Below are 13,931 nucleotides of genomic sequence, written 5' to 3'. Positions count from 1 at the left end.
GAGTCTATTGGGCAACCTGGCCCCAGAATGTTAATTCTGATATGTGTAGGTAATCGGTTTGCCCCCAGGTTTGGGTAATCTTAAATCGGAGATACTGATACGCCGGCAGATCGTCGGGAAAGTTGAAGTCCTCGCCGTTGATAATGCCGTACTGCACGTCTTCGTTGGTATACGTACCTAACGCGGCGTCAGAAGGTTTGAATGAACTGCAGTCCGTGATCCTGGTCCAGTTCACCCATCCGCCATCTTTGTCGGGCTCGTTACTACCCCAGACCTCCCAAATCTTTACGGCGGCGCCGGAGTAGATATTTTCACCCGCTCTGTGATACAATTTATAGCGGCTCAAGTGCGCTTTTACACCCAGGTTGATGGTAAAGCTACTGGGAATGCCACTGCCTATAACGGTCTGGAATATATTATCCCTGTTGTTCCAGGTGTCATCCCACATTTTCTCCATACTCCACTGCGTGAAGTGTGGCGCTGTGTTATCGCCGCCCAGCGTTTTGAGTGCCTGAAATTTCTTCTTGTCCAGCAATTCTTCGTAGATGGGAGTCAGCTCCTTCGTGATCGTGTCGGATACATTGCCCCAGCGGTCCTTGACATAGATCCCGAAGGTGCGTGTGACAGGTTCAAAGCCCCGTGAATAAAAGGTAGCCGCTTTGGATTTGCTATAGAAGGTTTCCACCGGCCGTACTTCACCATTCTCACTGGGGGTTATCACGGTAATAGACACCGCCGCTTCGCCGCTGTTCTGAAAGGAGAGGCTCAGGCCGCCATACGTTTCCTTGATGGCCAGGGTTTGAAAGACCTCTTGAACAGGGGGCGTAAGCGGGCTGACGCTTACGGTTACCGGTTCCGACATGATTTCACCGCGGCTCACAGCGTACAAGGTTACCTCGTAATCGTCGGCGTTGGGAAATCCTTCTACCGTCAGATTATTGACATAGAAGGAAGACTTCACCTCACGCGTGAGTCCTTCGCGGACTGTAAAGACGGCCTTTACGTATAGCAGGTTTTCGCTCTCGGGCAGGTTATACGTGATTTTAGCACCCCCGGCAAGACTCTCTACGTTCGTAATGCTTACAGGGCCCGGCGCGCCGTCGTTTCCGTTCAGGGGTGATATTACTCGTTCGTCACTGCAGGCCGTTGCGAGTAGCAGAGAGGCATAGGTCAGTATGTTCTTCATGAGTTTCATTGCATGGTCATTTAGCGTACGACATCCAGCGTATATCACCATCCATAGGTTTGTACTACTTTGCGGTTGGTGAGCAGCTCGTTCTCTTTGATCGGCCACAGATAATCGCGTGTTCTGAATACCTGTTTGTAGAGGTGCTTCTCGCGATAATAGTTTTCTGCGGTTTCCTGCTCGATGTCCCATCCGGTTATTGGTTTGTTCAACTCGACGATGGCTGTTTTCCATCTGCGCAGGTCCCAGAAGCGTTGTCCCTCGAACATCAGCTCGATGGTTCTTTCTTGTTGAATGATCTTGCGTAATCCTTCCTTATCATTGGGTTTGTTGGGATCTATGGCATGGTTCGTCCACGCGTCGATCACGCCGGGTAGGCCGGCCCTTTCGCGTATACGGTCAAGATAGGGGATCGCCTCCGCGCCTCTGTCGACTTCATTCAATGCTTCGGCGTATAATAGATACAGATCGGCCAGACGCAAAACCGGCCAGGGGTATACCTCCAGTGTATAGCCGCTGTCGTTGATCAGGCTGGCGATGTTGACCAGTTTTTTGGGCCAGTAGCCCGTTACCGAATAAGAATCCTGCGTGGCATAATTATGCACTTGTGTCTTCTTGGCTTGAATGATCCAGGGATCTTTATCGTTGTATTTGCCGTGTCCATACCATACGGCGCCATCGAATCCCAGCGAGGCATAGAAGCGCGGCTCGCGGTTGAAATGCATCTGGGCCGTCGTATAGTCTTGTTTTACATAAAACCGGTCATCTATCGTGGCGGCTCTCAGATCGAACCGGGCGTCATAGCTCCAGCTCTTATCTTCGGTAATCGGCACGCCGTTCGCAGTGTAAAACAGTTCAACCATTTTGATGGGCACGGCCAGGTTGCCACGCGCATCGGTATTGGATTTCTTGGCGGGATCGAGGCCCCGGGGTGTAGCCTGTCGCTGAATAGTTTCAGCCCGGCTGGAGGTATTGGCCCAGATCACCTCGGCGTTCCATTTCGCAGTAACGGCGTTACGGATATTCATTTGTGTACGTATTGTGTCAGACACGGAATATTGCTGCACGCTCTGGCTGTAGTAATACAGCCTGTTGCCCATGGCTTCGCAGAGCTGTATTGCTTGTAAACAAGCATCGGCGGCGACGACCCACTTGGTGGCGTCCCCGCCAGGGAACAGCCGTGTTCCATCTTTGTTTGTAAACTGACTGTAATCGTCATTGCCGTTGAATAAGGGGCTTGCTGCGGTTACGAGCACATACGCCTTGATGGATAAAGCGATGGGCTTGGTGATGCGTCCAAGCTCTGATGTTTCGTCAATGATTCGGTCGGGCAGATATGCGGCGGCTTCGTCCAGCAGGCTTACGATGTAGGCCACAGATTCATCTACCGTTGCTCTTGTTGCTTTCACGTCTTCGGTAGGGACGGATACGGGCAGATTTTCCTTAATCAGCGGAATGGGACCATACATTCTGAACAGCCAGAAGTGATAGTAAGCTTTCAGAAATTTGGCTTCCGCGATCCACCGGTTCCGTTCTTCTTCGGTCAAATCCGGCACCTTCGCGACGCTTTCAATAAAGATATTGCACTGACGTATCCCTTCGAAGGTGTCTCTGCCTTCCTGTTCACCCTGCCAATAGTTCAGAAAAGGATCGACCACGTTTTGATTCCCCAGGGCAATCTGCCGGCCGGGTGAGGCGAAATCGGTAAAGTTTTGTCTGAACCAGAATTCATCTGCCGATATAAATCCGGGGTTGGCGGAAAGACTGGCATGCTGGGGCATATACGAGTAGCAGGTAAACAGATATTTCTCCGCCGTGGCGCGCATGGCGAAGGCGTTGTCTATTGTGGCAATGTTGTCTGGCACAATGTCCAGGAAGTCACCACAGGAAGTGGAAATAGCTACGAGTGAAGCGATGATCAATGGTTTTAGGATTCTCATTCCGGATAGATTAAAATGTCACATTCAGACCCATGTTGATTACGCGCTGTATGGGATAGCCGAGACCATTTCCGGCCATTTCGATATCCCAGAGCTTGAACTGCGACCAGCATAAAAGGTTGGTGGCGTTAACGTATATGCGCAGGTTCTTCAATCTCACTTTATTGAGCCTTTCGTCAGAAACCGTATATCCAAGTTCCACTTGTTTCAATCTCAGGAAGGCACCGTTGCGCATAAACCAGGTGCTCCGCTGCGTGTTGTTGCCGCTCAGCGTAGGGCTCAGGCGTGGCCAGAGCGCGTACAGGTTTCTGTTCTCTTCTGACCAATGGTCATCCGCGTACGCTTTCAGCAGTTGCGTATTTCCCACCTCACCGTAGGTGTCATTCGGATCGTAGTCGATGAAGGGAGCCGTAGCGCCGGCATCTATCCAGAACGTCTCGCGACCCAAGCCCTGGAAGAACGTGGAGAAGTCAAACTGCTTGTACCCTACAGAGAAGCCGAAGCCGTAGACAATCTCCGGTCGGTCGGGAAATCCGATTGGCACCTGATCGAGTCCGGTGATCTGTCCATCGCCGTTCACATCTCTGAACTTGATGTCACCACCGCCATATTCACCAAAGTTCTGCTTCGGTGAATTGGAAGCCTCATAGTCGTCTACGAAAAGACGTTCTGCAATGAGCCCCCACTGCTGAGACAGCGGATAGCCTACATGAGATTTCCATGGCTCATTTTCGTACAGAGGTTCTTCATAGGCTATGTATTTACTGGTGGCGTAGGTAAAATTCACCCGGCCCTGAATCCAGAAATCTCTGCGGAAGTTACGGCTGAAATCAAGCGAAAGGTCTACACCACTGGCTTCGGCCTTACCGACGTTGGCCTGAGGCTGTGACTCCAGACCCATCGTGGCGGGAGTGCCCATACGGGTCATTAGTATATTATTGCGTTTCTCGGTGTAGTATTCCCCTATGAAGTTGACGTTTTCGAACAGTCCGATCTCTATCGCGTAGTTCGCTTTATGGGCTGTTTCCCAGGTGATGGTAGGGTCGGAATAACGCGAGACGGAAATGCCGTTGCGGGTATAAGTGAAATCTCTGCCGAAGGTGGCGGTACGGTTGGTTGCGTCCATATTGACGTTGGAGAGGTATAAAAAGCGATCTCTTTCATTGCCGATTGCGTCGTTGCCCACCAGGCCATACGTAGCACGGAACCTCAGGTTATTGACGGTTTCCCTGAGCGGTTCGAAGAACTTTTCGTTAGACACCGTCCAGGCCACGCCGGCCGAAGGAAAGAATCCAAAACGTTTTGATTTATAAAAACGCTCCGTACCATTATAACCAAAGTTGAATTCGGTGAAGTAGCGGTTGTCATACGAATAGGTGGCTCTTCCTGATAGTCCCAGGTTTCGGAAGGGAAGCGAAGCCTGCAGATCACCGGCGTTGGCGTTTTGAGCCTCGCGCATAATGTATACCAACAGACCGTTTACGTTATGTTTTCCTCCAAACTGATGGTTGTAGTTCAAAGTGGATTGCAGGTAAAGCACCGAGTTGACGGTTTTGGGCCCTTCAAAGTAACCCAGGTATTCGGTGCCGCCATTGGGATTGATCACGCCCACGTTATACTCTTCCGATCGGGTATCATAATTCTGCATCTGATACCAGAAGGGATTGTAAAAGCGGTTCACATCGAAATAGGTATAGCGTGATGTATTCGCCATGGTGTTGAAGGTCAATCCTTTGATGAGCGACGACAGGTCCTGCTTGATCTCGAACTGGGCGATCATGTTAGAGCGTGACATCTCCTTGTAACCTCTCACCAGGTCGGCGTAGGGGTTTGTATAGTTTCCTGCATCATAGTTTCCGAACATGATGTGCTTCACGTGAATGTGTTCATCGTCTTTCGGGTAGTAGGCGGGGAACCTCACGGGGTTGGCCCGCATGACCCTTCTGTACATCTCAGCGCCCCCATATACCGGACCCTTGTATTCGTCAAAAGCGCCGCTCAGACGTATAATCAGCTCTGTGGTCCTGGACAGGTTTACGTTTACATTCGAGCGCAGGGAGTAGGTTTGCAGCTTGATGTTGCTGTTGAAGTTGTTTCGCCTGTCCACTTTGAGAATGCCGTTATCCTGCGTAAATGCGCCGGCCACATAGTAGCGTGCTGCCGGCCCACCGCCGCTCACGTTCAGGTTGGCGCGCTGGTTCATGGTGTAGTCTTTCATCAGCTCCTTGCGCCAGTCGGTTGCAGGATAGATCATTGAACCTGATCCCGGTATGGTATTGTCGATCTGATCTTGCGAATAGGGCAGAGGCTGCAGCGGGTCTCTGGTGAGCACAGCTTCGTTTTGCAGCCTCATATAGGTTACCGGGTCGGCCAGCTGCACATTGCGTGTGGGCGTGGAGATGGAATTCTCCAGGCGGAGCTTGACAATGGGCGTGCCTGTTTTTCCTTCCTTGGTCTTGACGAGGATCACTCCATTGGCAGCACGGGTGCCGTAGAGTGCTGAGGCGGTAGCGTCTTTCAAAATAGAGAAGCTTTCGATATCGTCGGGCTGCAACCGCGCCAGGTCCTGGGTGGTGAGCTCCACCCCATCGATCAGGATGAGCGGATCCTTTTTATATCCAAACGAAGTAACGCCGCGGATGAAGAAGTCGGCATTGTCCTGGCCGGGCTCGCCGCTGCGTTGGTAGGCGATAACACCGGCTACACGGCCGGCGAGCGCTGTCGTCAGGTTGCTGGACGGTACTTTCAGTTCTGACGGCCTGACGGTGGTTACAGAGCCGATGACATCCTGCTTTTTCTGTTCGCCAAAGGCCACGACCACTACTTCTCCCAGCGATTGAACGTCGGGCATCAGCCTTACCCTTATACGGGTCTGCGCGCCAACGGTGACTTCCTGTTTTATATATCCGATGAAGGTGATGGTTAGCACGTCTGCATCCGCTGCTTCCAGCGCAAATTCACCTTCTACATTTGTCGTGGTGCCGATATTCGTACCTTTTACCAATACGCTCACGCCGGGCATGGGTACGTCCGTCTCGTCTGTAATGATCCCGGTCAGGGTTTTGGGAACGCCTATATCGGTGGTAAAGGTGCTTGCGGGGGCAAAGACGATCTGATCTCCGACGACCTCATAGCTGACGTTGGTTCCCACCAGGTGGTTGAGCACGTCGCGCAGGGCTGTGTTCTGAAACGAAACCGAAATGTGGTCCCGGCCTTCAAACAACCGCAGGCGGTATGCGAACTTGACAGGCACTTTCTTCTCAATTTCATTGAGAACGGTTTTGATGCTCATATCTTCGACCTCCAGGGAGATCGTATTGTCCAGCACACCCTGGCTGAACGATTCGAAGCCGTAACTGGAGATGGAACATACGGCGGCGAGTATGATCTGTACTACCGTGATTCGCATGATTTTAAATAGTGCATCGTGAATAGGTATAGGTTTTTTCATATCTTAACCGAGGTTTTTGTTGACAAAAGGCAAAAACAAATCTGTCCTGCATCCCTGGGATGCTGGCGGGTACAACGAGCTGCTGATGGTGCAATCATCAGCAGCTTCATTTTTTTATAGCGGGTGGCTTACACGATGTGCATAGGCTAAGGCATTTTATTGGATATGATAATCTGAGCGCCCGACACGACGTAATGTGCTCCGGCGGCCTTGCAGATGATGTCAAGACGTTCAAAGAGGTTTTCCTTGTCAAATTTGGCAGTGACAAAGCATGCGCTGATCCGCTCGGGGTCGAACACGATATCGACCTGATACGCCTGCTCCAGATCTTCCAGTATCTCGGCGAGTGCTATATCGTCGAACGCCATTTGCTCGGGCGTTGTCTCTGGAGAGATCACCTGCGGTGCATCGACCAGCCCCGTAGAAAGTAGTTTTTTATCGATATTAAAAACCGCCTGTTGATTGGGTGTCAGTACGGCTTCCTGTTGATAGGATGCTTTGAGCCCGAACAGCTCGCGCTGCCTTGTGGCAACCGCTACCCGCCCGGTGTTAACCGCTACGATAATCTCCCCCTTGGAACCGACGGTCTTTACTGTAAAGGAAGTACCCAGCACCCTGGTAGCCACTTCGCCTGTAAATACATAAAAGGGTCTTTGCGCATCGCGCGCCACTTCAAAGAAGCCTTCGCCTTGCAGAAAGATCTCCCGTCGGGTATCGTTATAGTTGTGTGCATCATAGCTAAGTGTGCTGCCGGGCTGGAGTGTTACTGTACTGCCATCTGTAAGTTGCACACGGCGCAGTTCGGTGGCAGCCACGGTCACCAGTTCGTCAGCATCTTCTGCCGAACGCACCGGTATGGTTGTTACCTGCTCTGGTATCGATCCCGGTGAATAGAAATAGGCAAGGAAAACACACACCAGTAAAAGGCTGGCGGCGATTGCCGCAGTCTGCCAGAAGCCCAGGAAGCGCTGTTTCCCGGTTTTTGCAGCAGTAGCTATATAGTGATCGATGTGTGCCCGAAACTGCTTTTCCAGGGCCAGTTCCTCATCGGGGCTCATGTGCGTGAGCTCCCCCCGGCCCAGGGTGTCGTACCATTGCTCGATCAGCTCACGCTCGGCAGAGGTGGCAACCCCGGTCTTGTATTTCTTTAATAAGTAACGGAATTCTTCTTGCGTCATAACTGGTAGACAGGGAACCAGCGGCAATTCCTAAACTCTTTTTGAAAAAAATGTAAAATCAATCGGTTGTGCAATCGAAGCTTGGTTTTTTAAACCGGGTATGGTAACATTGTATTAACCTAAAACTGTTCTGTTGAACGCATGCGAGACCTATAGTGATGAGCAACTCTTGAGCGCCATACGAAATGATGACGCACAGGCCTTCTCTGAATTTGTCCGCCGCTATTGGAAAAAGGCGTATCACATCACCTATTCCAAAGTGCGCTCGCAGTCCGTCACGGAGGAGATCGTTCAAGATCTTTTTACTACCCTCTGGGACAAACGCGCCACCTTGTCCATCAGCAATGTCGATGCATTCATCTTCACCTGTCTCCGGAATAAATCGATCAACTATATTGAGGCGCAGCTGGTGCGAAAAAAATATTGGGATTACTACAAAGCGTTTATCCCGCAGCAGGAAGAGTCCACACGCCGCGAGGTGGAATTCAACGAATTGATGCAAGCTGTGGAAACCTGCGTGGAGACACTGCCGGAGAAATCCAGAAGCGTGTTTCGCCTCAGCCGCCTGGAGGGAGTTCCCAACCGGGAGATCGCCGAAAGACTCAATCTGTCCGAGAAAGCGATCGAGTATCATCTGACCAAATCGCTCAAGGTCATACGGCTGGCGCTCAAGGATTTTACCCTGCTGCTATTGGTCGCGTTCCATCTCTAAGGCCTGAGCGAGAATTTTACGATCATTCCGTCTTGTTTCAGGTGTCCACCCAACCTGATATATGTTGTCGCCACTTCCCATGGCTTCTCCCGTTGATGTAATAGCAATGAACAGCCACTTTTTGTTATTGGAATCAATTTTTTCTCCAAGAACCAGTCCCCGCCTGGTTGTTATGAATTGGCTGTGAGTCGCGTCTATAGCCTGCGGTCGCGAACTGAAAATAATGGAATCACTGCAAAATGTTCTGACCGGATACTTTTCATATAGTGATGTTGGCAACTCAGTGGTGTCGGACATTTCACTCTGGAAGAATTTCCTTAACGTTGGCTTTTTATTGTTGTAGTCGATTTCGTAGGAAATCTGCTGTGTAACATTTGCGGAGTCTGTCTCGATCGTGCGCTCAAAATATAGCCTTTTTAGAACGCGGCTTTCGAAGTCCATTGACTTCAACGATCCTAATACGGAAAACGCCATGTTATTTATCTTAAAGACGGCTATCATTTCTTTGGTATCAAATCCCGGCCCGGGACCGGAGTAAACATAGTCGGTAGCACCGTCAGCGTTCATATCAAACACGTGGGTATAATCAGCATTTCCGTCTATGGGTCCGTACATGGAGTTGTGCCAGTAAACAGTATCCATAAATTGTCTTCGCTGAGCGACAGGTACCTGGCCTTCCATAGACTGCCAATTCACCCACCTGGCGAGATATGGAAACAATGGCTTGCTAGCCGCGCTACTTCCAAATTCAGTTGTGGAGTACGTGTCACATTGAATGTCTTCGCGTGTTTTTGAGCAAGACAGGATGCTGATCAGCAGTATTCCTACATGACCATAACGCCATAACTTTCGACTGGGCATTTGCTTATTGAACGCTATTAAATTTATACTGGAGATTTTATGTTGAGCATGGAAATAGGTAAAGTTACGTTAAAAGTCATGACTTTCGCCGACTGCTCTCTTCCATAAAGGGTGTCAGGTCGACAGCCGGCCGGATTTCCCAACTATTACCTCCGCGTCCCAGCCGGAGAGAGGGATGCTTTGACAGCAGGCGGACAGCATGATTCAGATCGGTGGCTTCCAGTATCATGATGCCACCGATCTGTTCTTTGCTTTCGGCGAAGGGGCCATCGGTCACGGAGACCTTGCCACTGCGCCATCTCAATGTGGCAGCATTCCGGGCTTCCTGCAGGCCCTCGCCACCTGCGAAGTGGCCATTCTCGCGAAGCTCCTTATCATAGCTGAAACACTCGTCCATAAAGGTGTTCCGTTCGTTTTCGGATAGTGTTTCCCAAACTTCTTCATTCATATATCCAAGACAGATGTATTTCATAGGGTTCACATTAATGGGTAGTTGTATAGTGCAGTGTAACAACGCCTGATTTCAGGGTTTTTGAGTTTACTAATTTCAGGAGACTTTTTGTGGTATTGTTGGTGAACACGCTGATGCCGCTGCCCAATATAATGGGGTGTACCGTCAGTTTGTATTCGTCGATCAGGCCCAGGTTCATAAGGGTAGCCGCCAGGCCGGGACTGCCAAATATAGCCAGGTCTTTTCCGGGCTGTTGTTTCAGTTTTTTCACTTCTTCGGCAATATTGTCTTTTATGAGTCGGGTATTGTTCCAGGTTACTTCGGTCAGGGTTTTTGAAAACACAATTTTAGGTACGTTTTCAACCCATTGGGCATGTTCCAGCGCATGCTTGTCGGCATCGGGTTTTTTCAAAACGGTTGGCCAGTAGCTTTCCATCAACTGGTAGGTGGTTCGTCCATATACCGGTGAACCTACTGTCTTAACCAGTTCATCGGCGTATTGCTCCAGCTCTTTATCATAGGTAAGAAAATCCAGTCCGCGGTTCGGGTCTGCTGCAAACCCATCGAGGGATATATGCATGAATAGTACCAATTTTCTCATTTGATTGTCTTTTTCGATGTTCTTTTTGTTTTCAGCCATGATCCATTATTTGTTTTATGGTGATCTAATTTTCTTTTCATTCGGTAGTCGAATGGCCGACGACAAAATCGACAAACATATTTGAGATTTTTTACACGGTCGGGAATTACGTTCCCAGTTCGCTAAGCTTTCGTTCTATAAACCGCCGTTCCGGGTCTTGTTGTGCCAGGGCGAGGGCACGTTCCCATGAGGCCTTCGCCTGGTCTGTACGGCCTGTTTTCCGGCACAGTTCCGCCCGTGCGGAGTGTGCCAAATGATAGCTGTTTAAGTCACCGCGCTCGAGGATCGCATCAATCTGCCGCAATCCTGCTTCAGGACCCTTAAGCATGGCTATGGCGATAGCACGGTTTAATTCAATGATAGGAGATGGGCTTATGCGCAGCAGCAGGCTATACAGCCCGGTAATCTGTCTCCAGTCCGTAGCATCGGGCCGCGCTGCTTCGGCATGTAGGGCCGCGATGGCCGCTTGTAGCGCATAGGGGCCTGGTGGTTTGGATGAAAATGCCTGTTCTACCAGCGTCAACCCCTCTTCAATCATATCGCGATTCCAACGCGATCGATCCTGGTCTTCCAAAAGAATGAGATCTCCCTTTGATGAAGTGCGGGCCGGTCGGCGGGATTCGTGCAGTAGCATGAGGCCAAGCAATCCTGCGACCTCGGGATCAGGCAGCAAAATGTACAGTAGGCGCCCAAGCCGGATAGCTTCGCCTGATAGGTCGACACGGGTTACCGACTTGCCGGATGAGGCATAATAGCCTTCGTTAAACACAAGGTAAATCACCTGGAGTACGGTCTCGAGCCGGGCGGGCAATTCATGTCCGGGCGGCACCTCAAACGGTATTTTTGCCTCCCGAATTTGGGCCTTGGCGCGAACAATTCGTTGGGCCATGGTGGATGGCGTAATAAGAAACGCGCTAGCGATCGCTTCGGTGGTCAGATCACACACTTCACGCATGATCATGGCCGTGCGTGCATCGAGCGACAGCGCGGGATGACAGCAGGTGAAGATCAGCCGAAGCACATCATCTTCAATAGCTTTGTCGACCAGTCTGGAAGGATCAATGGCCTCAGCATCCATTTGCCAGACTTGCTGCTCTTGCAGGGGGTCGAATTTTGATTCGCGCCGGATTCGGTCGATTGCTTTAAACCGCCCAGTGGAAACGAGCCACGCCAGCGGATTCGACGGAACGCCTTTTTTGCCCCATTGTTCAAGCGCCGTCTTAAAAGCGTCGTGCATGGCATCTTCGGCGAGGTCAAAGTCTTTAATCAAGCGGACCAATGTGGCAAACACTGCGCGCGACTTATTTCGATAAATTTCACCGACAAGTTGAGAAATATGTTCCGGAGAATATTGCATTGGTCGTTTGTTCGCCTTAGACATTCAACTGAATTGCGACTGGGGCGAAGAGTATCTGGGAGTTACCTCACCACCTCACTAACAGTTTAAAACTTCATATCCAATATCCGAACAAGGCATATATTTACAAAACGATATTTTTCGATGAAGTCATGTTCCCGCCTATCGATGTTAGCATGTTGCCATTCCTGGTGCCATTCATAGTGTTGTCAATCGGTCTGTACGGCTTTTGGAAAATTCAAAAATACGGGTGGGCTGGTCGATCTGCTGGGCCCCGCTGTACAGTTCCGAGGCCTTCGGCCAATCAAGCTACGTCGATGTGCGAAACAATGGTTGGGAGCTGAGTAGACCATTGTTAACCTTTCCATCGTTTATGCGTCCATAGCCAACCGTACGGTTCTTCTTTGATATTCTCTGTTAAAAAGTCTACATACTTTTGCGTTATTTCGCCATCATTCGTGGATTCTGCGCTAACGCATACTGGTATGCAGGTTATCTTGTAACTCCCTTTGGAAAGTTGTGTAATATGAAGGTAAATGACTGCCGCTCCACTTGTACGTGCCGATTTTTCCATGCCAGAAAAAACGTATGTTTCCTGGTTTAATAACGTAAACTTATATTTTTCCTCCTTTATAGGAGGATATTGGTCCGTTAGAAACAGATAGACGCAAGGGGGTGATGTTTTAGATAGAATATGGCCTATAACTTTTGTGTCAGGTATTAACTTCAATCCGAAACGAGACCGAAGTTTGATCATCAGCTTGTTCATTGTTTCCGATTCAAGAGGCTTGTAAACGGCGTATGCCTCCTGATGAATTTTATAGGGGATGAAGTTGATCATTTCCCAGTTTCCACAATGTCCCAGGCAGGCAATGACATTTCGTCCTGAGTCTGTGTGTCGATTTATCAATTCCAAATTCTCGAACGTCAGTTTCTTATCGAGCACCTCCGCAGGAACGGAGATGCTTTTTATGATCTCGGCAAAATACGCTGCAAAGCAAGCGTAGAACTTTTTTATAATCGCATGAACTTCGCCGTATTGTTTATCTGGAAAGGACCGTGCGACGTTTTGAATTACTACTTCTTTTCTGTATCCAATAATGTAGTAAGCAAGGAAAAAAGTAAAAGACGCCATCGCATATAAGAATGTCATTGGTAGCAGGCTTAGAATGTACGTTGCAGCGTAAACACTTCGATATGCGACAATCTCCAGGGCTTGTCTTACTTTCATTGTTTAAATTTCATTTTCAAACCAAGTGAGATATACGGGGAGACGGAGAAATAATAATCATTATCTGATGCGAATACCCCTTTTAGCGTCCTATCGCTGTAAGAAGCAGGACGGTATAAGTTTAGTCCTGCCATACCGGTCATTGATAACCCTGATTTGCCGAACTTTACTTCTGGACGAAATCCCGTAACGATATATTGATGGGAGAATATTACGTCTTTGCCGTCCTCTTTTAACAAGGCGGCCTGCCCGTTCATTTCAATTGCATACGATAGTTTGAACATATCACTGAAACCATACCCTGCCGATACTTCCAAACCTTCGACCAGCTCAAGATTTACATCGAATTTTCCTTTAAGCTTCCAGTTAACGTACACTGCGGGAAATATCATGGGATATCCTAAAGAGCTATTTATAGACACACCTCCCCCAATATCCAGGTTAGGTTTCAAGTGGCGGATGAAGACAACGCCTCCGCTTCCCAGCACATTTTTGAAACTGATTTTGGAAAAATCAGTCGAGGGAGCAAATATGCCCATCCCAAGGCTTGCCTTCATTGACCATTTGTCATTCAACGGACGCAGGTGATAAATGCCCAATTGGATATTCATAATTTCGGAAACCATGGATTCCGTGAAGTTTTTATTTTTCAACGAAACATATGCCCCGCCGAAGCCGATGCCCCAGGCAGTCGGCCGTTTGTTGTTATTTAACTTCATAGATAGTGGTATATTGAGCGACCCCTGGTAAACCATGGCGGAGCCTTTGGCATTGCCGATTTTTTCTTTTGGTTTGTCGCCCGGGGGCAGATAATAGTAGCCAGAACTTCCCATGTATTCTGTTTTAAAAGATACTGTCTGCGCTTTTCCTTCCAGACATAAGAGTGTTGCCAATGTGCCCAGGAATAATGATGTTAACTTCATG

At 49.4% G+C, this 13,931-nt stretch carries 11 protein-coding genes; 1 reads left to right on the top strand and 10 read right to left on the bottom strand.

The window, feature by feature from the left end:
* Positions 1 to 4: 4 nt before the first annotated feature.
* The 4 genes from KK062_RS26595 to KK062_RS26580 form a co-directional block, all read right to left on the bottom strand.
* Positions 5 to 1,186, bottom strand: a complete 1,182-nt coding sequence (locus tag KK062_RS26595) for a DUF5000 domain-containing lipoprotein (RefSeq protein WP_254087422.1) — start codon at positions 1,184 to 1,186, stop codon at positions 5 to 7.
* A gap of 44 nt (positions 1,187 to 1,230) precedes the next feature.
* A complete protein-coding gene (locus KK062_RS26590) occupies positions 1,231 to 3,126 on the bottom strand; it encodes a RagB/SusD family nutrient uptake outer membrane protein (RefSeq protein WP_254087421.1) in 1,896 nt (631 codons plus the stop codon).
* A gap of 10 nt (positions 3,127 to 3,136) precedes the next feature.
* Entirely contained in the window at positions 3,137 to 6,577 is a 3,441-nt protein-coding gene (locus KK062_RS26585; RefSeq protein WP_254087420.1) for a SusC/RagA family TonB-linked outer membrane protein, read from the bottom strand.
* Between the two features lie 146 nt (positions 6,578 to 6,723).
* Entirely contained in the window at positions 6,724 to 7,755 is a 1,032-nt protein-coding gene (locus KK062_RS26580; protein WP_254087419.1) for a FecR family protein, read from the bottom strand.
* 133 nt (positions 7,756 to 7,888) lie between these two features.
* Between KK062_RS26580 and KK062_RS26575 the strand changes: the two genes are divergently transcribed.
* Positions 7,889 to 8,467 carry an RNA polymerase sigma-70 factor gene (locus KK062_RS26575; protein WP_254087418.1) on the top strand — a complete coding sequence of 193 codons (579 nt, stop codon included), beginning with the start codon at positions 7,889 to 7,891 and terminating at the stop codon, positions 8,465 to 8,467.
* Here KK062_RS26575 and KK062_RS26570 read toward each other — a convergent pair.
* The 6 genes from KK062_RS26570 to KK062_RS26545 form a co-directional block, all read right to left on the bottom strand.
* Positions 8,444 to 9,148 (bottom strand): hypothetical protein, encoded by a 705-nt coding sequence (locus KK062_RS26570; RefSeq protein WP_254087417.1) that lies wholly within the window; start codon positions 9,146 to 9,148, stop codon positions 8,444 to 8,446. The genes KK062_RS26575 and KK062_RS26570 overlap by 24 nt on opposite strands.
* Before the next feature lie 256 nt (positions 9,149 to 9,404).
* Positions 9,405 to 9,800, bottom strand: a complete 396-nt coding sequence (locus tag KK062_RS26565; RefSeq protein ID WP_262899323.1) for a YciI family protein — start codon at positions 9,798 to 9,800, stop codon at positions 9,405 to 9,407.
* A 10-nt stretch (positions 9,801 to 9,810) separates the two neighbouring features.
* Positions 9,811 to 10,419 (bottom strand): dihydrofolate reductase family protein, encoded by a 609-nt coding sequence (locus KK062_RS26560; protein ID WP_254087415.1) that lies wholly within the window; start codon positions 10,417 to 10,419, stop codon positions 9,811 to 9,813.
* A gap of 106 nt (positions 10,420 to 10,525) precedes the next feature.
* On the bottom strand, positions 10,526 to 11,776 hold the full coding sequence (locus tag KK062_RS26555; protein ID WP_254087414.1) for an RNA polymerase sigma factor: 1,251 nt from the start codon (positions 11,774 to 11,776) through the stop codon (positions 10,526 to 10,528).
* A 355-nt stretch (positions 11,777 to 12,131) separates the two neighbouring features.
* Complete coding sequence (locus KK062_RS26550) at positions 12,132 to 13,007, bottom strand: lysophospholipid acyltransferase family protein (protein ID WP_254087413.1); 876 nt, start codon at positions 13,005 to 13,007, stop codon at positions 12,132 to 12,134.
* Positions 13,004 to 13,930: a DUF6268 family outer membrane beta-barrel protein gene (locus tag KK062_RS26545; protein WP_254087412.1), complete on the bottom strand. Its 927-nt coding sequence runs from the start codon at positions 13,928 to 13,930 to the stop codon at positions 13,004 to 13,006. The genes KK062_RS26550 and KK062_RS26545 overlap by 4 nt, the downstream gene beginning before the upstream one ends.
* Position 13,931: the final 1 nt, after the last annotated feature.

It is taken from the genome of Dawidia cretensis, from assembly GCF_018598175.1.
Lineage (GTDB): Bacteria > Bacteroidota > Bacteroidia > Cytophagales > Cyclobacteriaceae > Ohtaekwangia > Ohtaekwangia cretensis.
The sequence above is the reverse complement of the archived record's forward strand: the minus strand, read 5'-3'. Positions and strand labels throughout refer to the sequence as shown.

Excerpts from the sequence above, each read along its gene's own strand:
- KK062_RS26595 (WP_254087422.1), bottom strand. The coding sequence starts at position 1,186 with ATGAAGAACATACTGACCTATGCCTCTCTGCTACTCGCAACGGCCTGC.
- KK062_RS26590 (WP_254087421.1), bottom strand. The coding sequence starts at position 3,126 with ATGAGAATCCTAAAACCATTGATCATCGCTTCACTCGTAGCTATTTCC.
- KK062_RS26585 (WP_254087420.1), bottom strand. The coding sequence starts at position 6,577 with ATGAAAAAACCTATACCTATTCACGATGCACTATTTAAAATCATGCGA.
- KK062_RS26580 (WP_254087419.1), bottom strand. The coding sequence starts at position 7,755 with ATGACGCAAGAAGAATTCCGTTACTTATTAAAGAAATACAAGACCGGG.
- KK062_RS26570 (WP_254087417.1), bottom strand. The coding sequence starts at position 9,148 with ATGGAAGGCCAGGTACCTGTCGCTCAGCGAAGACAATTTATGGATACT.
- KK062_RS26565 (WP_262899323.1), bottom strand. The coding sequence starts at position 9,800 with ATGAAATACATCTGTCTTGGATATATGAATGAAGAAGTTTGGGAAACA.
- KK062_RS26560 (WP_254087415.1), bottom strand. The coding sequence starts at position 10,419 with ATGGCTGAAAACAAAAAGAACATCGAAAAAGACAATCAAATGAGAAAA.
- KK062_RS26555 (WP_254087414.1), bottom strand. The coding sequence starts at position 11,776 with ATGCAATATTCTCCGGAACATATTTCTCAACTTGTCGGTGAAATTTAT.
- KK062_RS26550 (WP_254087413.1), bottom strand. The coding sequence starts at position 13,007 with ATGAAAGTAAGACAAGCCCTGGAGATTGTCGCATATCGAAGTGTTTAC.
- KK062_RS26545 (WP_254087412.1), bottom strand. The coding sequence starts at position 13,930 with ATGAAGTTAACATCATTATTCCTGGGCACATTGGCAACACTCTTATGT.